This is a genomic window from Streptomyces sp. NPDC111520 (assembly GCF_055635295.1).
On the sequence record NZ_JBVKBW010000026.1, the window covers coordinates 66111 to 88740 of the forward strand.

Sequence of the window (22630 nt, forward strand, 5' to 3'; positions counted from 1 at the left end):
GGGGCCGGACCCCGTCAGGAGTCCGGCCCCGGTCAACGCGTCCGCTACTTCTTGCGGCGCCGGCCGCCCTTGGCGGCGCGGCGGCGCTCCGCCCGCGTCAGACCGTCCGACTCCGAACCGGCGTCGCTCTCGAAGTCGCCCTCGACGACACCGCCCTCGCCGTCCACCGTGGGAGCGGAGAAGTGCAGCCGGTCGGCCCGCTTCGGCGCCTCCAGGCCCTTGGCCCGGATCTCCGGACGGGCGTCCTGCTTGACCAGCGTCGGAGCGGCGTCCTGCGGGGCGCCGGAGTCCACCGGCACCTCCTCGACCTGCTGCTCGACCTGGACCTCCAGGTTGAACAGGTAGCCGACGGACTCCTCCTTGATGCCGTCCATCATGGCCTTGAACATGTCGTAGCCCTCGCGCTGGTACTCCACCAGCGGGTCGCGCTGCGCCATCGCCCGCAGGCCGATGCCCTCCTGCAGGTAGTCCATCTCGTACAGGTGCTCACGCCACTTGCGGTCCAGCACCGACAGCACCACGCGCCGCTCCAGCTCGCGCATGATCTCCGAGCCGAGCTGCTGCTCACGGCTGTCGTACTGCTCGTGGATGTCGTCCTTGGCCATCTCCGCGATGAAGTCCGCGGTGATCCCCGCGCGGTCGCCCGCGGCGTCCTCCAGGTCCTCCACGGTCACCGTGAGCGGGTAGAGCTGCTTGAAGGCGCCCCACAGCCGGTCCAGGTCCCAGTCCTCGGCGAAGCCCTCGGCCGTCTCGATCGCGATGTAGTCGTCGATCGTGTCGTCCATGAAGTGCCGCACCTGCTCGTGCAGGTCCTCGCCCTCCAGGACGCGACGGCGCTCGCCGTAGATGACCTCGCGCTGGCGGTTGAGCACCTCGTCGTACTTCAGGACGTTCTTGCGGATCTCGAAGTTCTGCTGCTCGACCTGCGACTGGGCGGAGGCGATCGCGCGCGTCACCATCTTGTTCTCGATCGGCACGTCGTCGGGCACGTTGGCCATCGCCATCACGCGCTCCACCATCTGCGCCTTGAACAGACGCATCAGGTCGTCACCGAGGGAGAGGTAGAAGCGGGACTCGCCCGGGTCGCCCTGACGGCCGCTGCGGCCGCGCAGCTGGTTGTCGATGCGCCGCGACTCGTGACGCTCGGTGCCCAGCACGTACAGCCCGCCGAGCTCCTTGACCTCCTCGAACTCGGCCTTGACCGCCGCCTCCGCGCGCTCCAACGCGCTCGGCAGGGCCGCCGCCCACTCCTCGACGTGCTCCACCGGGTCCAGACCGCGCTGCCGCAGCTCCGCCTCGGCCAGGTCGTCCGGGTTGCCGCCCAGCTTGATGTCCGTACCGCGGCCGGCCATGTTCGTGGCCACCGTCACGGCGCCCTTGCGGCCTGCCTGCGCGACGATCGACGCCTCACGCTCGTGCTGCTTGGCGTTCAGCACCTCGTGCGGCACACCGCGCTTGTTCAGCTGCTGCGACAGGTACTCGGACTTCTCCACCGAGGTCGTGCCGACCAGGACCGGCTGGCCCTTCTCGTGCTTCTCGACGATGTCCTCGACGACCGCCGCGAACTTCGCCTCCTCGGTGCGGTAGATCAGGTCCGCCCGGTCCTTGCGCTGCACGTTGCGGTTGGTCGGGATCGGGACCACGCCGAGCTTGTAGATCTGGTGGAACTCCGCGGCCTCGGTCATCGCCGTACCGGTCATGCCCGAGAGCTTGGAGTACAGGCGGAAGAAGTTCTGCAGGGTGATCGTGGCGAGCGTCTGGTTCTCGTCCTTGATGTCCACCCCCTCCTTCGCCTCGATCGCCTGGTGCATGCCCTCGTTGTAGCGGCGGCCGGCCAGGATGCGGCCGGTGTGCTCGTCGACGATCATGACTTCGCCGTCCATGACGACGTAGTCCTTGTCCTTCTTGTAGAGCTCCTTGGCCTTGATGGCGTTGTTCAGGTAGCCCACCAGCGGGGTGTTCACCGACTCGTAGAGGTTGTCGATGCCCAGCCAGTCCTCGACCTTGGACACGCCGGCCTCGTGGATGGCGACGGTGCGCTTCTTCTCGTCGAAGTCGTAGTCACCGGTCTCGGCCTTGCCCATGCTGCCGGCCTCGCCCGCCTTCAGGCGGGTCACCAGGCGGGCGAAGTCCGAGTACCACTTCGTGGCCTGGTCCGCCGGGCCCGAGATGATCAGCGGGGTGCGGGCCTCGTCGATGAGGATCGAGTCCACCTCGTCCACAACGGCGAAGTTGTGGCCGCGCTGCACCAGTTCTTCCCTCGACCACGCCATGTTGTCGCGCAGGTAGTCGAAGCCGAACTCGTTGTTGGTGCCGTAGGTGATGTCGCAGGCGTACTGCTCGCGGCGCTGCGCCGGGGTCATGTTCGCCAGGATGCAACCGACGTCCAGGCCCAGGAAGCGGTGCACCCGGCCCATCCACTCCGAGTCGCGCTCGGCGAGGTAGTCGTTGGTGGTGATCAGGTGCACGCCCTTGCCGGACAGCGCGTTCAGATAGGTCGGCAGCGTACCGACCAGGGTCTTGCCCTCGCCGGTGCGCATCTCGGCGACATAACCGAGGTGCAGTGCCGCACCACCCATGATCTGGACGTCGTAGTGCCGCTGACCCAGGACGCGCTTGGCAGCCTCGCGGACGGTGGCGAACGCCTCGGGGAGCAGGTCGTCCAGGCTCTCGCCGTCGGCGTAGCGCTCCTTGTACTCGTCCGTGAGCGCCCGCAGCTCGGCGTCCGTCAGATTGACGAAGTCCTCTTCAATGGAATTGACCTGGTCCGCGATGCGGTGCAGCTTGCGCAGGATCTTGCCTTCGCCTGCACGCAGGATCTTGTTGAGGACGGACACGTAGGCTGGCTCCTTGCCGGTCGGGCCTGGCACGGTTTCTCGCGCTGGCACAGCAGGTCACACCCCGCTGCAACGGCCATCGTAAGCGAGGACACCAGCGGGCCGGGAGGTCCGTCGCCAAGCCGGGCGGTTCTCCCTGCCGATCCCGCGCCCGATCCGGTCCTTTCCGGTCGAGAACGCACCCCCCGCTCGGGGATACTCCGACCCATGGAGCCGATAACCCTCACCACCGAGCGCCTCGTCCTGCGCCCCTTCGGACCGGACGACGCCGAGGCCGTCCGCCTCGCCTGCCAGGACCCGGAGATCCCCCGCTGGACCCCGGTGCCCTCCCCGTACACCCACGAACACGCGCAGGAATTCGTCACCCGGACCTGCCCCGACGGCTGGCGCGACGACACCGTCTACAACTTCGCCGTCACCACGCGCGACGAGGGACGCCTGGTGGGCGCCATGGGGCTGGTGCGGCTGGCCCAGCTGAACACCGCAGAACGGCAGGCCGAGCTCGGCTACTGGACCGCCAAGGAGCAGCGCGGCCGCGGCCTCACCTCCGAGGCCGCCCGCGCCGTCGCCCGCTGGGCCTTCGACGACCTCGGCGTGGAGCGCCTGGAGTGGTTCGCCGAGGCGGGCAACGCCGGCTCCCGCGCCGTCGCCGTCAAGGCCGGCTTCCGGATGGAGGGCACCATGCGCGCCAAGATCGTCCACCAGGGCACCCGCCGCGACGCCTGGATCGGCTCCCTGCTCCCCTCCGACCTCGGCCTGGGCGGCGGCGCGGCCTACCTCCCGCACCAGGGCGGATGACCGCGGCGGGCGGGGGCCGCGGACCCGGCACGGACCGGATTGTCAGTGGCGGCTTCTAGGGTGGGCCCATGACGACGCCCGTGGCCCTCTCCGCCGACGACGCCCGCCGCACCGCCCTGCGCGCCCAGGGCTTCCTCGGCGCGCCCGACCGCCGCGGCGGCGTCCGCGGCGTCCTGCGGCGGCTGGGCGCGGTGCAGCTCGACACCATCTCCGTGCTCGCCCGCTCCCACGAGCTCATCCCCTACGCCCGCCTCGGCGCCGTCGGCCGCGCCGCCGTCGAGGCCGCGTACTGGACGGAGAACCACGCCTTCGAGTACTGGTCGCACGCCGCCTGCATCCTCCCCATCGAGGAATGGCCGCACTTCGCCTTCCGCCGCCGCGCCCGGCGGGCCCGCGGCCACCGCTGGCACGTGCTGCAGGACGCCGACCGCTCCACCGCCGCCGTCCTGGACCGGCTCAAGACCGACGGCCCGCTGACCTCCACCGAACTCGGCGGCGCCAAGAACGGCGGCCCCTGGTGGGACTGGTCCGAGACGAAGATCGCGGTGGAGTGGCTCCTCGACACCGGCGACGTCGTCTGCACCCAGCGGCGCGGCTGGAAGCGCGTCTACGACCTCGCCGAGCGGGCCGTCCCCGACGACCTCCTCCACGACGACATCGACGACGCGGAATGCCTGCGCCGCCTGGTCGCCCAGGCCGGCGCCGCACTGGGCGTCGCCACCCGGGCCGACCTCGCCGACTACCACCGGCTCAAGGGTGAGCAGGTCGACTCGGTCGTCGCCGACACCGGGCTCGTCCCCGTCCAGGTCGAGGGCTGGGGCGGCAAGCCCGCCTGGGCCGACCCCACCGCCCTGGCCGAGGCCTCCCGCGGCGGCCGGCACCGCACCACCCTGCTCTCCCCCTTCGACTCCCTGATCTGGGACCGGCCCCGCACCGAGCGCGTCTTCGGCTTCACCCACCGCCTCGAGGCGTACGTCCCCAAGCCCCAGCGCATACACGGCTACTTCGCGATGCCGCTGCTGGCCGGCGGCCGGCTCGTCGGCCGCGCCGACCCGGCCCGCGAGGGAAGCACCCTGATCGCCCGTCAGGTCTCACTGGACTCCGCGCGCGCCGTCGAACCCATGGCGCAGGCACTGCGCGAGGCCGCCACATGGGTCGGCTGCGAGGAGGTCCGCGTCGAACGGCTCGACGACCCCAAGCTCGCCGCCGCCCTGACCGAAGCCCTCGCCACCCCTTGACCGGCTGACCGACTGACCGGCGGACGGGCTGACCGGCGGACGGGCCGGTCCCGGCTCAACGGATCTCGAGGATCTTCTCCCGCATCGCGTAGACCACCGCTTCCATCCGCGAGTGCAGCTGCAGCTTCTCCAAAATGTTCCGCACGTGGTTCTTCACCGTGTTCTCGCTGATGAAGAGCTCCTTGGCGATGTCCCGGTTGTTCATGCCCGTGGCCACCAGCTTCAGCACCTCCAGCTCACGGTCCGTCAACCGGGGCGCGGGCACCAGCCGGCGCTCGTCCGTGCGCTGGATCATCGACTTGAACTCGGTGAGCAGCTTCGACGCCATAGACGGGCTGATCTGCGACTGGCCGTCCGCCACCGCGCGGATCGCCGTGGCCACCTCGTCCGTGGAGATCTCCTTGAGGAGGTAGCCGGTCGCCCCGGCCTTGATCGCCTCGTAGAGGTCCGCCTCCTCGTCGCTCATCGTCAGCATGATGATCTTCGCGCTGGGAGCCACCTCCTTGATGGAGGTGCACGCCTCGATACCGCCCCGCCGCGGCATCCGCACGTCCATCAGCACGATGTCCGGCAGCAGGTCCGCGGCCTTCTCCGTCGCCTCCGCGCCGTCCCCCGCCTCGCCGACGACCTGGATGTCCTCCTCCTGCGCGAGCACGATCTCCAGACCCCTGCGGAACAGGGCGTGGTCGTCCACCACGAGCACCCTGATCGGCTCCTTGCGCGGCGCGCCGGCGACGCCCGTGTCCCCCGCGGCACCCGTCACGGGCTCCGCGCCACCGGCCGGCGCGGGCTCGAAGCTGTCCGCCATCGGTTCCCCTCCCTCGGGCCGGCGCCCGCGGTAGTCGCACTGTCCCTGCCAGGCCAACCGGGCGCTGCGGCCCGTCCATTGGCTGCCGGGCCATGATTTCACGCCCGGGCACGACGACGCCCCCAGGCATTGGTCGTTTTCCCGCCCGGGAGCGCCGCCCCTGACCCCTGACCCCTAGTTCACCGGCGGAGCGCCCCACCCGCGCCGGCCGGCGCGTCCTCGACGGACGGGTCCGCCTTGAGGTGGATGACGCCGTAGTCGTAGCCGTGCCGCCGGTAGACGACACTCGCTTGTTCCGTGTCGGAGTCGATGAACAGGTAGAAGTCGTGCCCGATCAGTTCCATCTCGTAGAGTGCCTGGTCGAGCGTCATCGGTGCTGCCGCGTGCGTCTTCTCGCGAACCACCAGGGGTCCTTCACCCTGGACCTCGAGACGACCGCCGATCTTGGCGGTGGGCACGCCCGTGGACGTCTCCCCGGCGGTCGGGGTGCCGTTCAGCTCGGTCGTGGCCAGTCCGGCCGTCGCCTCCGCCACGCTCATCGGCGTCCGACTGCCGCCGCGATGCACCCGGCGCTTGTCGGCCGCCTTGCGCAGCCGCGCCTCGAGCTTGTTCGCGGCGACGTCGAGCGCCGCATAGGGGTCGGTCGCGGCGGCCTCGGCCCGGATCACCGGGCCACGGGTGCGCAGCGTGATCTCCACCCGGTCGGAACGGTCTGCCTGCCGGGGGTTCGGTTCCTTGGACACCTCGACCTCGAGGCTCATCACCTTGCCGTCGAGCTTCTGGATCTTCTCCAGCTTCTCGTTCACGTGCTTCCGGAACCGCTCGGGCACCTCGGTCTTACGGCCCTTGACGACGATGTCCACGCAGAACTCCGTTCCCGGATCGCCTCGGTCTCACGGGGCGATCCCTTGCGCTGAGGCCGGCGGGCACCAGGTCCCGCCCGGCGTCGACGTTCGTTGCCGCTCCGCGCGCTCGGAGGCTTCCGGGCGGCGAAGCCGCGACTCTCACCTCCTCCTCCCCCGCGAGACAGATCTTCACCCACTGAACCGTGGGTGAACCACGTCTCGCGGTCCGTGAAACGGCGGCCCACCATGGGCACCGCCGCCCCTCACCACCGAACATAGACCCGCGGACCCGGGGTCGGCACCCCCAGATGCGCTATACCTCCCTTCGGGTGAAATGACCGTTGCGCCACCTGCGAGATCGGCCCTGACCTTCGGATTCCGCTTGCCTTTCGACCGCCCGTTCGGCCGCCCGGCGGGCCTGTCCTCACGCGCTGTCCGGGCCGCGGTCCGGCGTGGTGCGGGCCGCCTTGCCGGCCGCGGTTCGGACCGCGGCCGTCGCCGGGTGCCGGGCCGCCGTGGGGGTGCCGGGCGCTACCGCCGGCCCGCGGTGTGGCGCAGCGGCGCCGGTCCGCCGACCACCGCCGCGGCCATGACCTGCCCCCCTGCGTCCTCGACCGCGCGGGCCGCGGCGGCGAGCGAGGCGCCGGTGGTCATCAGGTCGTCCACCAGCACCACCGGCGCGGTCCGCAGGAGACGGCCCGCCCCGCGGACGGCGGTCAGGGCGCCGGCGAGGTTCGCGGGCCTGGCCCGGGCGCCGAGCCCCGACTGGTCGGCCACCGCCCGGCGCTGCCGCAGCACCGCCGCCACCCGGACGGACAGCCCGTCCCGCCTCAGGTCCGCGGCGGCGGCGAGGGCGAGGCGGCGGGTCGCGTCGTGGCCGCGGGCGGCGACCGCCCGGCGGGAGGAGGGGACGGGGACGAGGAGTACCGGGGGGAGAGCGAGGGGCGGGGGGACGGGGAGGGCGTCTTGCCGGTGCCGCGTCTCGGGGGCCCCACCCCCTCCCCCTCCCCGCACCGCTGCGTAGACCGCCCCCGCCAGCGCCTCGCCCAGCGGGCGCGCCAGGCCCAGGGCGCCGCGCTCCTTGTGCGCCAGCAGCACCGCGCGCGGCTGGTCGGCGTAGACGGTCGACGCCCACACGGCTGGCAGCCCGGGTGGCGGTGCGTCCGGCCGGACCTCCCGCGCTCCCGGCTCGTGCAGCGCGGCACCGCACTCCTCGCACAGCACGGTCCGCGGCGCCCCGCAGCCCGCGCACTCGGCCGGCAGCAGCAGCCCCGCGATCTCCCGCCACCATGAGCGCACCGCGCGGCCGCACCGCAGGCCCCGCCTTCCCCGTGCTCCGCGCATGACTCAACGATGCCGGGAGTTCGCGACGACCACCAGCCCCGTCCCCAGCCTGTGGATAACTTCCCGCCGCACCCTCCCCCGCACGGCCCCACGGCGCCAGGCCCGGCGCGCGGAGCCCCGCGCCCCTGCTCGTAGCGCAGGAAGTCCGTGCCGGGGACCGCCGGTCAGCCCGGGTAGACGGGCGAGCCGCCCTTGCCCGCGACTTCCTTCCAGTTCGAGTCGGGCGGCAGCCGGAAGACGCCGCCGTCGAGCTCCGCGAGCAGCGGCTGGTCCTGGCGCTCCGAGGCGGCCACCGACACCACGCCGCTGATGCCCGGCAGGCTCGACGAGGACGTTCCCGAGCCGTCGGCGTCCACGTACTGGATCTGCGGCACTCCCCCGGCCTCGCGTCCCACGACGACCAGCCGGCTGAAGCCGGCCCAGGAGGCCGCTATGACGTCCTCGAGCTGCGGTGCGACGCTGCGCAGCCCGGCCACCGTGATCTTCTGGTCGCCGGCGGTACCGGTGCGCTCGATCCGCCCGAGTTGCAGCGTGGTGTGGTCGCCGGCGCGCACCAGCAGGGCGATGCGCACGCCGTCGGCCGCGACCCGCAGCGCCTCGATGCGCCCGTCGCCGAGCTCCGGCATGTCGACGGGCACGGGGTCGCCTGCGCCGTCCGGCAGCATGTATAGGTGCGGCTTCGCGGGGTCGCGGTCGGCGATCCACAGGTCGCCGTAGCCGTCCCAGCTGGGGGTCGTCAGCCGGTTCTTCGGGTCTGTGGCCTGGCTGCGCAGGACGACGGGGCCGAGCTGGGCGTCGGCGCTGAGGCCGGTCACGTAGAGGCTCGCGTCGTCCTCGCTGAGGGCGGCGGCGTACTGCTCGTCGCGCCGTACGGCGGCGGAGCCGACCTTGAACGTCCCGGCGCCGAGCGGCCCCTCGACCTCGCCGGGCAGCGGGGTCTCGTCCGTGCTGTCGAAGCTGACGAGGTGGTGCTCCGCGTCGATGTAGTACTGCTCCTTGCTCTCCCCGACGAGCTTGTCGGGCGCGTAGGCGCGGCGGGCCTCGTCACGCTGCAGCGTGCACAAGGTGCGGCCGGAGGGTGCCTGGAGTGCGACGGAGGGCACGGGCGTGGACGACATGCCCTGGATGGTCTGGATCAGCTGGGCGGCCATCCGTTCGCAGCGCGTGCCGTCGCCGCCGGGGGATCCCTTGAGCTTGACCGTCACGCGCTGGGAGTCGTCGAGTTCGACCTCCTCGGCGCGGATCCCGGTGGGGAACGCCGAGACGACGACGGGCTCCAGCCAGTCGGTGGGCCCGGCGAGCAGGGCGTTGACGGCGTTGCTGAGTGCGTTGATGCGCTTGCGCAGGTAGATCGGGTCGGCGACGAGGGCGTCCCGGCTGGCGGCCGCGTCCTTGGCGCCCGGCCCGGGGGCGGCGAAGTAGAAGGTGTCGACGGAGCGGTAGAAGCGCTGGAAGTCGGCCTCGCTCAGCACCAGGCCGTCGGCGACGCCGGCGATGCGCCATTCGCCGTCCTCTTTGGTGAGGCGTATGCCGCTGCTGAAGGTGCCGTTCTCGGCGTGGTACGCGTGCCGGTCGTCGACGGTGGCGACCTTGGCGCCGGTGAGGGTGATCTGGGTGCTGTCGCCGTCCTTGCCGTCGGCCGTCGTGCCCGGCTCCTGCAGCTGGGAGAGCGCACCGGAGAGGACGGTGATCCCCGATCCGGGTTTCCAGCGCTTGCCCTGGTCCTTGGTCATGTAGAGCTTGGCGGTGTCGTAGTCGGCCTCGTCGCTGGTGGTGGCCTCGAGGAAGCCGCTGACGATCTCGCTGGGGGTCTCGCCGCCCTGCGGTTTGACGCCGAAGACCCGGACCTGGGGGTCGGTGTCGGCGTGCTTCTCACCGCCGACCTTGTGCACCTCGCCGCCGCTGGGCATGGAGGCGCAGCCCGTGAGCAGCACGAGTCCGCTCAGGAGCAGGCCTGCAACGGCCGGCCTGCGCAGGCCGCCCCCCTTCGCGCGCATCAGTCGTCGTCCTCCCGCGCTTCGTCCTCTGTCGTGGGATGGGTGACCGTGCCGCCGCCCGCGCGGTGCCCGACGACCCGTGCGCCGTTGCCGGGCAGAGCGGCGGGGTCGGCGGCGGGGGGCCGCGGCGGCGTGAACGGCATGGAGGGGATGGCGGGCGCGGCGAAGCGCGGCGCCGGGAAACCGTGGTGTGCGGGGGCCGGGGGCGTGACGGCGTCGAGCGCGGTGGCGCCCGCGGGCATGCCGCGGTGGGAGAGCGCGGTGGCGAGGTCGCGGTTGCGGCGGGAGTCCTCGGGTTCGAGGGCGATCGGTGAGCCGCGCAGGCTGTCGGCGCCGGTACGGGGCAGGGTCAGCCGGAACTGGGAGCCGCCGCCGGGCTCGCCCCAGGCCTGGAGCCAGCCGCCGTGGAGGCGGGCGTCCTCCAGGGCGATGGACAGTCCGAGTCCGGTGCCGCCGGTGGTACGGGCGCGGGCGGGGTCGGCGCGCCAGAAGCGGTTGAAGACGCGGGTGGCCTCGCCGGGCTTGAGGCCGACGCCGTAGTCGCGTACGGCGACGGCGACGGCGCCTCCTGCGGAGGCCAGGCGGACGTGGACGTCGTGGCCCTCGCCGTGTTCGACGGCGTTGACGACGAGGTTGCGCAGGACGCGTTCGACGCGGCGGGCGTCGGCTTCGACGGTGACGGGCTGTTCGTCGCCGTGGACGACGATGCGGCTGCCCTTGCGTTCCGCTATCGGCTCGGCGCCGTCGACGACGCGGCGTACGACGTCGCGCAGGTCGATGGGCTCGGCTTCGAGGGCGGCTGCGCCCGCGTCGAAGCGGCTGATCTCCAGCAGGTCGGAGAGCATCGACTCGAAGCGGTCGAGCTGGTTCTGCAGCAGTTCGGCGGAGCGGGAGGTGGCGGGGTCGAAGTCCTCGCGGGCCTCGTGGATGACGTCGGCGGCCATGCGGACGGTGGTCAGCGGGGTGCGCAGTTCGTGGGAGACGTCCGAGACGAAGCGGCGCTGCATCCGCGACAGGTCCTCCAGCTGCTGGATCTTGACCTGGAGGGTGTGGGCCATCTTGTTGAAGGACTCGCCGAGGCGGGCGATGTCGTCCTCGCCGGTGACCTTCATGCGCTCCTGGAGGTGTCCGGCGGCGAGGCGCTCGGAGATCCGGGCGGCCATGCGGACGGGGGTGACGACCTGGCGGACGACGAGCCAGGCGATGGCGCCGAGCAGGACGACGACGAAGATCCCGGCAGTGGCCAGGGTGCCCTTGACCAGGCCGAGGGTCTTCTCCTCCTGGTCGAAGGGGAAGAGGTAGTACAGCTGGAAGGGTTTGCCGTTGGGGTCGCTGAGGCGCTGGCCGACGATGAGGGCGGGCTCTCCGTCGGGGACGCTGTCGCTCTTCATCGAGGTGTAGCGCTCGAAGACGTCGGATTCCTCGTCGAGTGCCTTGCGCAGGTCCGCGGGGACGCTCTCCTCGGGCCGGACGCCGCCGGAGCCGCGGGGCGCGTGGGTGCCGGGGCTGTCGACGCCGACGCTGGTGGGCTGCTCCTGGGCGGAGCTGAGGGCGACGACGGAGTAGACGCCCTGGCCGCTGCTGGCGAGGTTCTCGACGAGGTTGTTGAGCCAGGTGGCGGTGTCGGTCTGGCTGTGCCCGTCGGCACCTGCGTCGGTGTCGCCGTTGCCGGTGACGTTGCGGGCGTTCTCCTTGGCGACGGCGAAGCCGCCGACGGCCTGGCTCTGGGCGGTCTGCCGCTTGGCGTCGAGCAGTCCGTTCTTGACCTGCCCGATGACGACGACGCCGAGGAGCAGGACGACACCGAGGGACATCAGCAGGGTGGTGGCGACCACGCGCAGCTGGATGTTGCGGCGCCAGAGCCGTACGGCGGGCTGGAGCGGCCGCCGGGCCCAGCGCACGAACGAGCGGAGTACCGGCAGCAGACCCGTCAGGGGGTCCGCGTGCCGGCTCTCCATCCGCTCACGCTCGTACGCGGTGGCCACCTCAGCCGGGTCCGGCCTTGTAGCCGACGCCGCGGACGGTCACCACGATCTCGGGGCGCTCGGGGTCGCGTTCGACCTTGGAGCGCAGCCGCTGGACGTGGACGTTGACCAGGCGGGTGTCGGCGGCGTGCCGGTAGCCCCAGACCTGTTCGAGCAGCACCTCGCGGGTGAAGACCTGCCAGGGCTTGCGGGCGAGCGCGACCAGCAGGTCGAACTCGAGGGGAGTCAGCGCGATGGGCTGGCCGTCCCGCTTGACCGAGTGGCCCGCCACGTCGATGACGAGGTCACCGATGGTGAGCTGCTCGGGGGTGGGCTCCTCGGCCCTGCGCAGCCGGGCCCGCACGCGGGCGACGAGCTCCTTGGGCTTGAACGGCTTGATGACGTAGTCGTCGGCGCCGGACTCCAGGCCCACGACGACGTCGACCGTGTCGCTCTTCGCCGTGAGCATGACGATGGGGACCCCGGACTCGGCCCGGATCTGACGGCATACGTCGATGCCGTCCCGTCCGGGGAGCATGAGGTCGAGGAGGACCAGATCGGGCTTGGTCTCTCGGAAGGCGGCGAGGGCCTTGTCACCGTCGGCCACGAACGACGGCTCAAAACCTTCTCCGCGCAGCACGATGCCGAGCATCTCTGCCAGTGCGGTGTCGTCGTCGACGACCAGGACGCGTCCCTTCATAGCGACCATCATCCCATTTTCGCATCGATAGCTTTGACCATGGTGTTTGTCGTCACTCCCCCGTGATCTCCGTCCACTGGCATCCGCCGTTGAACTGGGATGTTCAAAGCCGTCGATGTCAGGCACAGATGTCGGCCCCGGGCACCTGGTTCCGGACAGTGAACACACTGCCAGGTCCATGCTGACCTGCGCGATGGGCCGTAAGCCCTTCTCCCCTGACGAAGGTCACTTTGAGGGGGTTCCTGCTCATCCGCTCGCCGGCCGCACTCCGACATCCATCCAGGACTGCCTGAGCCCCGGCCCACCCCGCCGACCTCGCCGAGGCGCTCGGCGTCTCCCGCACCCGGTTGTCGAACCACCTGGCGTGTCTGCGCGTCGATGTGTACTTCGACGGCACCAAGCGCCGGTACGACCACCTCGCCTGAGCGACACCTCCGTCGGCCTGCCGACATCGCCACCCGGCACAACCTTCTGACGTGATCAAGGGTCTGACCGGGCGCGCAGCCCCTGGTGGGCGCCCGGTCGCTTGAGAGGAACCCGCTTTGACCCGCATTCGTCCCACCCGACATCAGCTGGTCGCGGCCGTCGCCACCGTTCTGGCCGTGACCGTCGGTGCGAGCGTCGCGACGGCGCCCGCGATCGCCGCGACGCCCACCGCTGCCGTCGCCGCGGGCGCCGGACCCGCCCACGCGCAGGCGACGGTCGACGGCGTCATCTCCATCCCCCGCACCGACCAGATCCTCAGTGTCGGCCCGACCGGGTTCTTGTCGGTGGAGCGCCGATGGGACCACACGTACTACCGCTGGACCAGCACCGTCGACGGCACCACCACAAACCTCCCGGAGTGGAGCAGCGGGTACCGCGGCGGCGGTTCCGACACCGTCGTCGCCAAGGAGGACGGCACGACCCGGTACCTGCTCCATGACATGACGTCGCCGGGCAGCGACCCCGTGGTCGTCAACCAGACCGACACCCGGCTGTACTGGAGTGGCGTGGTCGGCAGGACTCTCGTCTTCTCGTCCTGGGACAGCAAGAGCAAGGTGGGCCGGCTCCGTCTGGTCGGCGAGGGGAACCAGGCGAGCAGCAACCGGCAGGTGACCGGCCTCACGCCGAACTCGAGGGTCCAGAGCGTCGAGGCCCTGTCGGACAGCTCGGCGCTCGTCCGGTACGTCTCGGCGGATGCCGACACCGACCGCTCCTACCTCGCCGTCGTGGACGTCGCCACCGCCTCCGTCGTCGAGAAGCGCGAGGTGGGCGTGTCCTCGTACGACACCGACACGGCCCTCTCCGGGGACCGCTGGGTCTGGGTCGACGCCCCGACGTCCACGCACGCCAAGCTCATGTACGCCACCCGCGACGGTTCGGGGGGCACGCCGGCCGCGGAAGCGGCCGACCTGGGCAACTCCGCCCGCCCGCACATCGGCGTCCTGGGCGACTGGGTCACGTACGCGGCTCCGGGCGGCGGCGCCGCGACCGAAGCGTCCCCACGCTTCGCCCTCAGTGCCGTAAACCTCGTCGACGAATCCACGGTCAAACTCCTCGACCACGCCTCGTCCACCGTCCCCACCGCCGACGGCGCGCTCCTGGTGCGCGGCGGTACGGTCGCCCACGGCGAGGGGGTCTACCGGATCGCACTCGGCGCGGACGGCAAGCCCACCGCCACGCTCATCGCGAGCACCGGCGAGCCGACCGTGCTCACGCTGCACACCGCGGCCACGCCCCCGGTCGTCGACCTCGACAAGAACAGCGGTCAGGCCCTGCTCCGCTGGGTGCTCTCCCGGACCAACGCCAAGGGCTCCGTGACGGTACGTCATGTCAGCACGGGCCGCAGCGTGCGGTACGACTTCGCGCAGGCGGCCACCTACGAGGGCATGGGATCCGTCGACTTCCGCTGGGACGGGATGCTCCCCAACGCCACAGGCATGAAGGAGTTCGCGCCCAGCGGCGACTACGCATGGAACTTCACCGCCTCGCCGCTCAACGGCATCGGTCCGGACGTCGCGCAGACCGGCACCTTCAAGGTCACCCGCACGACCGGCCTGCACGACTACACGGACAACAGCACACCGGACCTGCTCTCCCGTGACGCCGCGGGCGTGCTGTGGCGCGACGACTCGGTCAAGGTGGCGTCCGCGCCGCAGCCGTACGCGACGGGTCGGGTGAAGGTCGGCGGCGGCTGGCAGATCTACAACCAGCTGGAGGCCGTCGGGAACATCGCCGGCAGCCCCGCCGGCGACCTTGTCGCCCGTGACAAGGCCGGCGTGCTGTGGCTCTACCAGGGCAACGGAAAGGGCAACTTCGCCGGCCGTACGAAAATCGGCAGCGGCTGGCAGATCTACAACAACATGACCGGCGGCAGCGACCTCGACAGCGACGGGAAGTCCGACCTCCTCGCCACCGACGCCGCCGGCGGCCTGTGGTTCTACAAGGGCACGCGCAGCACGAGTGCGCCGTTCGCAGCCCGCAAGAAGATCGGCCCGGGCTGGGCGATCTACAACCAGCTCACCGCCACCGGCGACATCACCGGAACCTCCGCCGGAGACCTCGTCGCCCGCGACAAGGCCGGCGTCCTGTGGCTTTACGAGGGCAAGGGCAACGGCACCTTCGCCCCGCGCACGCGGATCGGCGGAGGCTGGGGCGTCTTCACCCACCTCGTCGGCATCGGCGACGCCAACCGCGACGGGCGGGCCGATCTCTACGCGGTCGGAACCTCGGGCGCCAAGTTCTACGAGGGCACCGGCGACACGGCGGTCCCGTTCAAGCCCGCTGCCCCGGGCAACCTGCTCTCGGACTCTGCACCCGTCAACTCAGTCTTCTGACGACGTCGGCCTCCATCCGGTGACCCTGTTCTGACGGAACGTCGGCACGATCGACGGGGATCCCAAGACCGAGACGTCCAAAGCTCCGCTACCGCTGCCGCCGCAATGCATCGCCCCGCTGCGCCGGCAACGGATGCGCACGACGTGGCTTCGGGAGCGTGCCTCGGCGGCTGGACGGCCGTGGTTCGATGACCCGGACCGACACGTTTTCGTAACGAATGAAGTCGTTGCGGAGCGTCACCCGTGAGGACGCCGATCAGCCCGACTGATGTCAGCTGTGGATGTCACGGCCTCCTGGCCCGCGAATCGTCGCAGGTCAGGGGGCCGTTTCCATGCTTCAGCCCGGGATCATCCCAATACCTGATCGTGACCGGGAGCACGAGACGGGCACAAGGCTGCCAGGGCATCGGGCGTGACCGGCGAAACCACGCCGTTTTCGGTGACTATTGCCGTGATCAGTGCCGCGGGTGTGATGTCGAACGCAGGGTTGTACGCCTGGGTGCCGAGCGGCGCCACAGGGTTCCCGGCCGATTCGGTCACTTCATGCCCCGGGCGCTGTTCGATCTCGATGGACGAGCCGTCGGCGGTGCCCTGGTCGACGGTGGTGGTGGGGGCGACGACGATGAAGGGCACGTTGTGGTAGCGGGCGAGCACGGCGAGCGGGTAACTGCCGACCTTGTTGGCGACGGAGCCGTCCGCGGCGATGCGGTCGGCGCCGATGAGGACGGCGTGGACGTTGCCGGCGGCGAAGAGTGAGCCGGCGGCGCTGTCGGTGAGCAGGGTGTACGCCATGCCGGTGCGGGCGGCCTCGTAGGCGGTGAGGCGGGCGCCCTGGAGCAGGGGGCGGGTCTCGTCGATCCACAGGCGGCGCAGCTGGCCCTGGCGGTGGGCGGCGAGGGCGACGGCGAACGCGGTGCCTTCGCCGCCGGAGACGAGGGCGCCGGTGTTGCAGTGGGTGAGGATCTGGTAGCCGCCGCCGGGGAGGAGCTCGGCGAGCAGCTGGAGGCCGTGGCGGGCCATGGCGGCGCTGGCCTCCTCGTCCTCGGCGTGGAGGCTGCGGGCCTCGGCCAGGGCCGCCGCGGCGGCGCGCTCGGGGTCGCCTCCGCCGGCGAGGGCGGCCCGGTAGGCGGCCAGGGCCCGCCGGACGCCGTAGGCGAGGTTCACGGCGGTGGGCCGGGCGTGGGCGAGGGATTCGGCGGCGTCGTCCACGTCGTAGCCGCGTACGGCGGCCAGGGCGACGCCGTAGGCGCCCGCTATGCCGAGCACCGGGGCGCCGCGCACGGCGAGGCCGCGGATGGCCTCGACCAGGGCGGGGACGTCGGTGCAGACCAGTTCCACTTCCTCGGCGGGCAGCCGGGTCTGGTCGAGGAGGACGAGGACGGGCCCCTCCGGCGGCTCCTCCCACCGCAGCGCCGGCAGGGGCTCGTCGGGATTGCCCTTGGAATCATTGGCCAGAGTTACCACGTGCTGATCACCCATCTGCTCAGTCTGCCGTGAACGGCAGCACGTTTTGAACGGTTGCGGCACTCCGCATCCGCAGGTACACGCCCGCTGCACCCATGGCACGATGGCCACCGTCCCGCCGTTGGACGGGTAGGTAGCGCAGTAACGAAGGAGCGACGATGAACGACTCTCCGGGCTGGGCCTCGCCCGGATCCTCACCTTCCGGCGATCCGGGCCGCACCGACGGCCCCGGCACGCCGCAGGATGCTGCGCCGCAGAACTGGTCCCAGCAGCAGCCGCCCGCCGGCCAGTGGCAGGCCACCGGCGGCTGGGGTGCCCCGCCCCCGCCCAGCGGCCCGGTCTGGGGCAGCCCGGCCCCCTCCGGCTGGCAGCAGCCGCACTGGGGAGCCCCGCCGTCGCCCAAGCCCGGTGTCATCCCGCTGCGGCCGCTGGGCATCGGCGAGATCCTCGACGGTGCGGTCTCGACGATGCGCGCCCACTGGCGCACCGTGCTCACGATCGCCCTCGCGGTCTCGTTGCTGACCGAGGGCGCGATGCTGCTGCTCCAGGGCTTCATGCTCAACGACAACGCGACGCTGAACTCCCTGGACGAACCTTCCGAGCTCTCCTTCAGCGAGATCATGAACGCCGTCGGCGGCACCCTGGCCGCCGCGGGGCTCGCCATCGTCATCAGCCTGCTCGGATCGGTGATCGCCACGGCGATGCTCACCATGGTCATCAGCCGGGCCGTGCTCGGCCACCGCGTGACACTGGGCGAGGCATGGTCGGACGCCCGCGGCCAGTTGCCGCGCCTGTTGGGACTGACGCTGCTGCTCAGCCTGATCGGCGGCGGGATCTTCGCCATCGGCATCGTCCCCGGCGTCCTCGTCGCGGTCGGCGGCGCCACAGCCGCGGGTGTCGGCCTGGCGTTCCTCGGCGGCGTGGTCGCCCTCGGCGTGGTCATCTGGCTGATGATCCGCTTCAGTCTCTCCTCGCCTGCCCTCATGCTGGAGAAGCAGGGCGTCCTGAAGTCCATGGCCCGGTCGGTCAAACTGGTCCGGGGCTCGTGGTGGCGCATTCTGGGCATCCAGTTGCTCACCATGATCCTCGTCTACATCGTCTCGTCGATCATCCAGGTTCCCTTCATGGTGGTCGGGATGCTCGCCGGCGGCGACGGCCTGTCGGCCTTCGCCTCGGGCGACCAGGCCGGTCTGGGCTGGACGTATCTGATCGTCATCGGCATCGGTGCCGTCATCGGATCCACCATCACCTTCCCCATCCAGGCCGGGGTTACCGCCCTCCTCTACATGGATCAGCGGATCCGCCGTGAGGCCCTCGACATCGAACTCGCCCGGGCCGCGGGCGTCCCCGGCTCCACCGACGCCCCCGGCGGGGGCACCGCAGCCGGCAACAGCACGCCCACCGGGGGCTGACGCCGGTGTCGGGGGACGACGTACCGGTCACCATTCCCCGCGGCCCCGCCCGCGAGGCCGCCGAGGACGAACTGTCCAAGGGGATCTACCACCACGACGACCCGAGCCTGTTCGAACGTGCCCTGAACTGGCTCTGGGAGAGATTCGACCACCTGATGGACGCCGCCTCCGGGGCCACCCCCGGAGGCACCGCCGGTCTGGTGACGATCATCGTCGTGGTCGTGCTGCTGGTCGTCGCCCTGCGGCTGCGGCTCGGCAAGCTGCGCGCCCAATCCATGACGGGCGGCGGGCTGTTCGCCGACGTCCCGCGGACCGCCGGCGAGCACCGGGCCGCCGCCGAGGAACACGCCCACCACGGTCGGTGGGGCCCCGCCGTCCAGGAAAGGATGCGCGCGATCGTGCGCTCCCTGGAGGAACGGGCCCTGCTCGACCCGCGCCCCGGCCGGACCGCGGATGAGGCCGCCGCCGAAGCGGGCCGCCCCCTCCCCGGTCTCGCCGGCCGCCTCGCGGACGCCGCTCGCGTCTTCGACGACGTCACCTACGGCGACCGCCCGGGCACCCCGGACGCCTACGCCGCCCTGCGTGAACTCGACACCGAAGTGCAGCGCACCAAGCCCCGGTTGACCGAGAGCGGAACCGCCACCGGAGGTTCCCGTCCGTGACCGACACCCTCTCTCCGGCGCAGGTGCCCGCCCCGCCCACGACCTCGGCCTCCCCCACCGCCGGCCAGCTGTGGACCCGCTCGCGCGGCCTGCTCGCGGCGCTCCTCGCCCTGATCGTCTTCGGCACCCTCTACGCCGCCGCGCGTTCCGGTGAGAACCATGACGCACTCGACCCCCGTTCTCCCGACCCGTCCGGCAGCCGGGCCGTCGCTCAACTCCTCCGGGACCACGGTGTGACCACCACGGTCGTCACCACCACCGACGCGGCCGTGGCCACCGCCGGTCCCGACACCACCCTCCTCGTGACCGTGCCTGACTTGTTGACGAAGCGTCAGCAGAGCGCGGTGCACGACGCGATGGAGCGCTCCGGCGGCCGCGTCGTCCTCCTCGCCCCCGGCGAGCCCTCCATCGGGCGGCTCGCCCCTGGCGTCCGCTACACAGGACCCGTCCCCGTCCGCGTCCTCGAACCGGGCTGCGGTCTGTCCGCCGCCCGCACCGCCGGCGCCGCCGAGACGGGAGGCGGCAGCTATACGACGTCCTCGCGGAACGCCGACCGTTGCTACCCGGACGCCGCGGGCGACTTCACCCTCCTGCGCCTCCCCGCCCCCGACGGTGGCGACACCGTCGTCCTGGGCACCCACACTCTGCTGCAGAACGAGAACCTCGCCGAGCAGGGCAACGCCTCGCTCGCCATGCAGATCCTCGGCGCCCACCCGAAGCTCGTCTGGTACCTCCCCTCACTCACTGACTCCTCCGCCTTCGGCGGCGGTCAGGAAAGCTTCCTCGACCTCATCCCCGACGGCTGGAGCTGGGCCGTCCTCCAGTTGTTCATCGCCGCCGCCCTCGCCGCTCTCTGGCGTGCCCGGCGCCTCGGCCCCGTCGTCGCCGAGAGGCTGCCCGCCACCGTGCGCGCCTCGGAGGCGACCGAGGGACGCGCCCGTCTCTACCGCCACGGCCGAGCCCGAGGCCGTGCCGCCGAGGTGTTGCGCACCGCCGCACGCGACCGACTGGCCCCGCTGGTCGGCGTCCCCCCGTCCCAGGCCCATGACCCGGGCGTCCTGGCCACCGCGGTGGCTGGCCGGCTCGACGACCCCGCCGCCGACCCGCACGGCCTGCTGCACGGTCCGCCTCCCCCCGACGACGCGGCCCTGCTGCGTCTCGCCGACGACCTCGACGCACTCGAACGCCGCGTCCTTCTCCACGAGAGGAAAGCCACCCCGTGAGCGCCGCCCCGACCGCCGACAGCGCCCGTGCCTCCCTGGAGGCCCTGCGCACCGAAATCGCCAAGGCCGTCGTCGGCCAGGACCCCGCCGTCACCGGCCTGGTCGTGGCCCTGCTCTGCCGGGGCCACGTCCTCCTCGAAGGCGTCCCCGGAGTCGCCAAGACCCTCCTCGTGCGCGCCCTGGCCGCTTCCCTCCAGCTGGAGACCAAGCGGGTCCAGTTCACCCCCGACCTGATGCCCGGCGACATCACCGGCTCCCTCGTCTACGACGCCCGCACCGCCGAGTTCTCCTTCCAGGCGGGACCCGTCTTCACCAACCTGCTGCTCGCCGACGAGATCAACCGCACCCCGCCCAAGACCCAGGCTTCCCTGCTTGAGGCCATGGAGGAGCGCCAGGTGTCCGTCGACGGCATCCCGCGTCCACTTCCCGAGCCGTTCCTCGTCGCGGCGACCCAGAACCCCGTCGAGTACGAGGGCACGTATCCGCTCCCGGAAGCCCAGCTGGACCGCTTCCTGCTGAAGCTGATCCTGCCGCTGCCCTCCCGTGAGACCGAGATCGACGTCCTCACCCGTCACGCCGACGGCTTCAACCCCCGGGACCTGGAATCCGCCGGTCTGCGACCGGTCGCCGGCACCGCCGACCTCGACACCGCCCGGGCCGCCGTCGCCAAGACGCAGGTCACCGCCGACATCACGGCCTACATCGTCGATATCTGTCGAGCCACCCGTGAATCCCCCTCTCTGACCCTCGGCGTCTCCCCCCGGGGAGCCACCGCCCTGCTCGCCACCGCCCGCGCCTGGGCCTGGCTGACCGGCCGCGACTACGTCATCCCCGACGACGTCAAGGCCCTCGCCCTCCCCACGCTCCGGCACCGCATCCAGCTGCGACCCGAAGCCGAGATGGAGGGAACCACACCCGATTCGGTCATCACCTCGGTCCTCGCCCGCGTCCCCGTACCGCGCTGAGACGGGCGACGACCGACCATGGCACTCACCGGACGCACCGCCCTCCTGGCCGCCCTGGGCGCCCTCGCCGTCGGCCTGCTGCTCCCCGGCTGGAACGGCATCCTGCTCGTCGAAGGCGTCCTTCTCTTCGGAATTCTGTGCGACCTCGCGCTCGCCGCGCCAGTAAGAAAGCTCCATTTCACCCGATCCGGTGAGACATCAGTTCGACTCGGGGACACGGCGGAAGTCATCCTCACCGTGACCAACCCCAGCCGGCGCCCGCTCCGTGCCCACCTCCGCGATGCCTGGCCACCCAGCAGCTGGTACCCGGGTACCGAGGTCGCCGCCTCACGCCACCGGCTCACCGTCCCGCCCTCCGAACGCCGACGAGTCACCACCGTGCTGCGCCCCACGCGCCGCGGCGACCGGCACGCCGAACGCGTGACCGTCCGCTCCTACGGCCCCCTCGGACTGGCCGCCCGGCAGGGCTCCCACCGCGTCCCCTGGACCGTCCGGGTGCTCCCGCCGTTCAACAGCCGCAAGCACCTGCCGTCGCGCCTCGCCCGCCTGCGCGAACTCGACGGACGCACATCCGTGCTCGTCCGGGGCCAGGGCACCGAATTCGACTCGCTGCGCGAGTACATCCCCGGAGACGACACCCGCTCCATCGACTGGCGGGCCACCGCACGCCGGGCCACCGTCGCCGTCCGCACCTGGCGCCCCGAACGCGACCGCCACATCCTCATCGTCCTCGACACCGGCCGCACCGCCGCCGGCCGCGTCGGGGACGCCCCACGCCTCGACGCCGCCATGGACGCCGCCCTGCTGCTGGCCGTCCTCGCGGGACGCGCGGGCGACCGCGTCGACCTCCTGGCCTACGACCGCCGCGTGCGGGCCTCCGTACAGGGCCGCGCCGCGCGCGACATGCTCCCCGCGCTCGTCAACGCCATGGCGCCGCTCGAAGCCGAACTCGTCGAATCCGACGCCCGCGGCATGGTCTCCACGGTGCTCCAACGGGCAACGCAGCGCTCCCTCGTCGTCTTCCTGACCGGACTCGACGCCGCACCGATGGAAGAGGGTCTGCTGCCCGTCCTGCCCCAGCTCACCCACCGCCACAACGTCCTCATCGCCTCCGTGGCGGACCCCCGCATCGAAGAGATGACACAGGGCCGTGGCAGCGTCGACGCCGTGTACGCGGCCGCGGCGGCCGAGCAGGCACGCGCCGAACGCCGACGCGTCGCCCAGCGCCTCTCCCGCCACAACATCACCGTCGTCGACGCCCCGCCCGCCGACATCGCCCCCGCACTGGCAGATGCCTACCTCGCCCTGAAGGCCGCCGGCCGGCTGTAGCGGACGGAGGGGGTGAAGGGGGCAAGAGGAGTTTCGCCTCCCCCTGCTTACGCGCAGGGGCCTCTCACACCCGAGCACGGGCGACCGGGTGGTGAACGCAAAAATGCCTCAGCCCCCGAGTATCAACTCAGGGGCTGAGGCTAAAAATTGTTCGGCGGCGTCCTACTCTCCCACAGGGTCCCCCCTGCAGTACCATCGGCGCTGAAAGGCTTAGCTTCCGGGTTC

At 71.6% G+C, this 22630-nt stretch carries 16 protein-coding genes, 1 rRNA gene and 1 pseudogene; 9 read left to right on the forward strand and 9 right to left on the reverse strand.

Annotation, left to right across the window (positions count from 1 at the left end; translation table 11 throughout):
• Positions 1-44 precede the first annotated feature (44 nt).
• Positions 45-2837 carry a preprotein translocase subunit SecA gene (gene secA, locus ACZ7MY_RS38280; RefSeq protein ID WP_499609684.1) on the reverse strand — a complete coding sequence of 931 codons (2793 nt, stop codon included), beginning with the start codon at positions 2835-2837 and terminating at the stop codon, positions 45-47.
• A 207-nt stretch (positions 2838-3044) separates the two neighbouring features.
• Between secA and ACZ7MY_RS38285 the strand changes: the two genes are divergently transcribed.
• Entirely contained in the window at positions 3045-3635 is a 591-nt protein-coding gene (locus ACZ7MY_RS38285) for a GNAT family N-acetyltransferase (RefSeq protein ID WP_499609687.1), read from the forward strand.
• A gap of 68 nt (positions 3636-3703) precedes the next feature.
• A complete protein-coding gene (locus ACZ7MY_RS38290; RefSeq protein WP_499609690.1) occupies positions 3704-4873 on the forward strand; it encodes a winged helix-turn-helix domain-containing protein in 1170 nt (389 codons plus the stop codon).
• Between the two features lie 55 nt (positions 4874-4928).
• On the opposite strand, the gene ACZ7MY_RS38295 is transcribed toward ACZ7MY_RS38290, so the two are convergent.
• The 6 genes from ACZ7MY_RS38295 to mtrA form a co-directional block, all read right to left on the reverse strand.
• Entirely contained in the window at positions 4929-5681 is a 753-nt protein-coding gene (locus ACZ7MY_RS38295; protein ID WP_499609693.1) for a response regulator, read from the reverse strand.
• 179 nt (positions 5682-5860) lie between these two features.
• Positions 5861-6544 carry a ribosome hibernation-promoting factor, HPF/YfiA family gene (gene hpf / locus ACZ7MY_RS38300; protein ID WP_499609696.1) on the reverse strand — a complete coding sequence of 228 codons (684 nt, stop codon included), beginning with the start codon at positions 6542-6544 and terminating at the stop codon, positions 5861-5863.
• A gap of 513 nt (positions 6545-7057) precedes the next feature.
• Positions 7058-7825, reverse strand: coding sequence for a ComF family protein (locus ACZ7MY_RS38305; RefSeq protein WP_499609717.1), 768 nt, complete (start codon positions 7823-7825; stop codon positions 7058-7060).
• A 209-nt stretch (positions 7826-8034) separates the two neighbouring features.
• On the reverse strand, positions 8035-9867 hold the full coding sequence (locus ACZ7MY_RS38310; RefSeq protein WP_499609699.1) for an LpqB family beta-propeller domain-containing protein: 1833 nt from the start codon (positions 9865-9867) through the stop codon (positions 8035-8037).
• Positions 9867-11825 carry an MtrAB system histidine kinase MtrB gene (mtrB, locus tag ACZ7MY_RS38315; protein ID WP_499609700.1) on the reverse strand — a complete coding sequence of 653 codons (1959 nt, stop codon included), beginning with the start codon at positions 11823-11825 and terminating at the stop codon, positions 9867-9869. The genes ACZ7MY_RS38310 and mtrB overlap by 1 nt, the downstream gene beginning before the upstream one ends.
• 28 nt (positions 11826-11853) lie before the next feature.
• A complete protein-coding gene (mtrA, locus tag ACZ7MY_RS38320; RefSeq protein ID WP_078620260.1) occupies positions 11854-12543 on the reverse strand; it encodes a two-component system response regulator MtrA in 690 nt (229 codons plus the stop codon).
• Between the two features lie 281 nt (positions 12544-12824).
• Here mtrA and ACZ7MY_RS38325 point away from each other — a divergent pair.
• Positions 12825-12944 (forward strand): annotated as a pseudogene (locus ACZ7MY_RS38325) (helix-turn-helix domain-containing protein); the annotation flags it as partial.
• Between the two features lie 129 nt (positions 12945-13073).
• Positions 13074-15350, forward strand: a complete 2277-nt coding sequence (locus ACZ7MY_RS38330; protein WP_499609702.1) for an FG-GAP repeat domain-containing protein — start codon at positions 13074-13076, stop codon at positions 15348-15350.
• 348 nt (positions 15351-15698) lie between these two features.
• Here ACZ7MY_RS38330 and mtnA read toward each other — a convergent pair whose 3' ends face one another.
• The gene (gene mtnA, locus ACZ7MY_RS38335) at positions 15699-16829 is read right to left on the reverse strand and encodes an S-methyl-5-thioribose-1-phosphate isomerase (RefSeq protein WP_499609704.1); all 1131 of its coding nucleotides are present in this window, start codon (positions 16827-16829) and stop codon (positions 15699-15701) included.
• Between the two features lie 143 nt (positions 16830-16972).
• Here mtnA and ACZ7MY_RS38340 point away from each other — a divergent pair, with 143 nt between their 5' ends.
• The 5 genes from ACZ7MY_RS38340 to ACZ7MY_RS38360 are packed head-to-tail and all read left to right on the forward strand — an operon-like array spanning position 16973 to position 22405.
• Positions 16973-18226 carry a DUF7847 domain-containing protein gene (locus tag ACZ7MY_RS38340; protein WP_499609707.1) on the forward strand — a complete coding sequence of 418 codons (1254 nt, stop codon included), beginning with the start codon at positions 16973-16975 and terminating at the stop codon, positions 18224-18226.
• 5 nt (positions 18227-18231) lie between these two features.
• Positions 18232-18888 carry a DUF4129 domain-containing protein gene (locus ACZ7MY_RS38345; protein WP_499609708.1) on the forward strand — a complete coding sequence of 219 codons (657 nt, stop codon included), beginning with the start codon at positions 18232-18234 and terminating at the stop codon, positions 18886-18888.
• Positions 18885-20111: a DUF4350 domain-containing protein gene (locus ACZ7MY_RS38350; protein WP_499609709.1), complete on the forward strand. Its 1227-nt coding sequence runs from the start codon at positions 18885-18887 to the stop codon at positions 20109-20111. The genes ACZ7MY_RS38345 and ACZ7MY_RS38350 overlap by 4 nt, the downstream gene beginning before the upstream one ends.
• A complete protein-coding gene (locus ACZ7MY_RS38355) occupies positions 20108-21076 on the forward strand; it encodes an AAA family ATPase (RefSeq protein ID WP_499609710.1) in 969 nt (322 codons plus the stop codon). The genes ACZ7MY_RS38350 and ACZ7MY_RS38355 overlap by 4 nt, the downstream gene beginning before the upstream one ends.
• An 18-nt stretch (positions 21077-21094) precedes the next feature.
• A complete protein-coding gene (locus tag ACZ7MY_RS38360) occupies positions 21095-22405 on the forward strand; it encodes a DUF58 domain-containing protein (protein WP_499609712.1) in 1311 nt (436 codons plus the stop codon).
• 149 nt (positions 22406-22554) lie between these two features.
• Here ACZ7MY_RS38360 and rrf read toward each other — a convergent pair.
• Positions 22555-22630, reverse strand: a 5S ribosomal RNA gene (gene rrf / locus ACZ7MY_RS38365); the annotation flags it as partial.

Excerpts from the sequence above, each read along its gene's own strand:
- ACZ7MY_RS38285 (WP_499609687.1), top strand. The coding sequence starts at position 3,045 with ATGGAGCCGATAACCCTCACCACCGAGCGCCTCGTCCTGCGCCCCTTC.
- ACZ7MY_RS38290 (WP_499609690.1), top strand. The coding sequence starts at position 3,704 with ATGACGACGCCCGTGGCCCTCTCCGCCGACGACGCCCGCCGCACCGCC.
- ACZ7MY_RS38295 (WP_499609693.1), bottom strand. The coding sequence starts at position 5,681 with ATGGCGGACAGCTTCGAGCCCGCGCCGGCCGGTGGCGCGGAGCCCGTG.
- ACZ7MY_RS38310 (WP_499609699.1), bottom strand. The coding sequence starts at position 9,867 with ATGCGCGCGAAGGGGGGCGGCCTGCGCAGGCCGGCCGTTGCAGGCCTG.
- mtrB (WP_499609700.1), bottom strand. The coding sequence starts at position 11,825 with ATGGAGAGCCGGCACGCGGACCCCCTGACGGGTCTGCTGCCGGTACTC.
- mtrA (WP_078620260.1), bottom strand. The coding sequence starts at position 12,543 with ATGATGGTCGCTATGAAGGGACGCGTCCTGGTCGTCGACGACGACACC.
- mtnA (WP_499609704.1), bottom strand. The coding sequence starts at position 16,829 with ATGGGTGATCAGCACGTGGTAACTCTGGCCAATGATTCCAAGGGCAAT.
- ACZ7MY_RS38340 (WP_499609707.1), top strand. The coding sequence starts at position 16,973 with ATGAACGACTCTCCGGGCTGGGCCTCGCCCGGATCCTCACCTTCCGGC.
- ACZ7MY_RS38360 (WP_499609712.1), top strand. The coding sequence starts at position 21,095 with ATGGCACTCACCGGACGCACCGCCCTCCTGGCCGCCCTGGGCGCCCTC.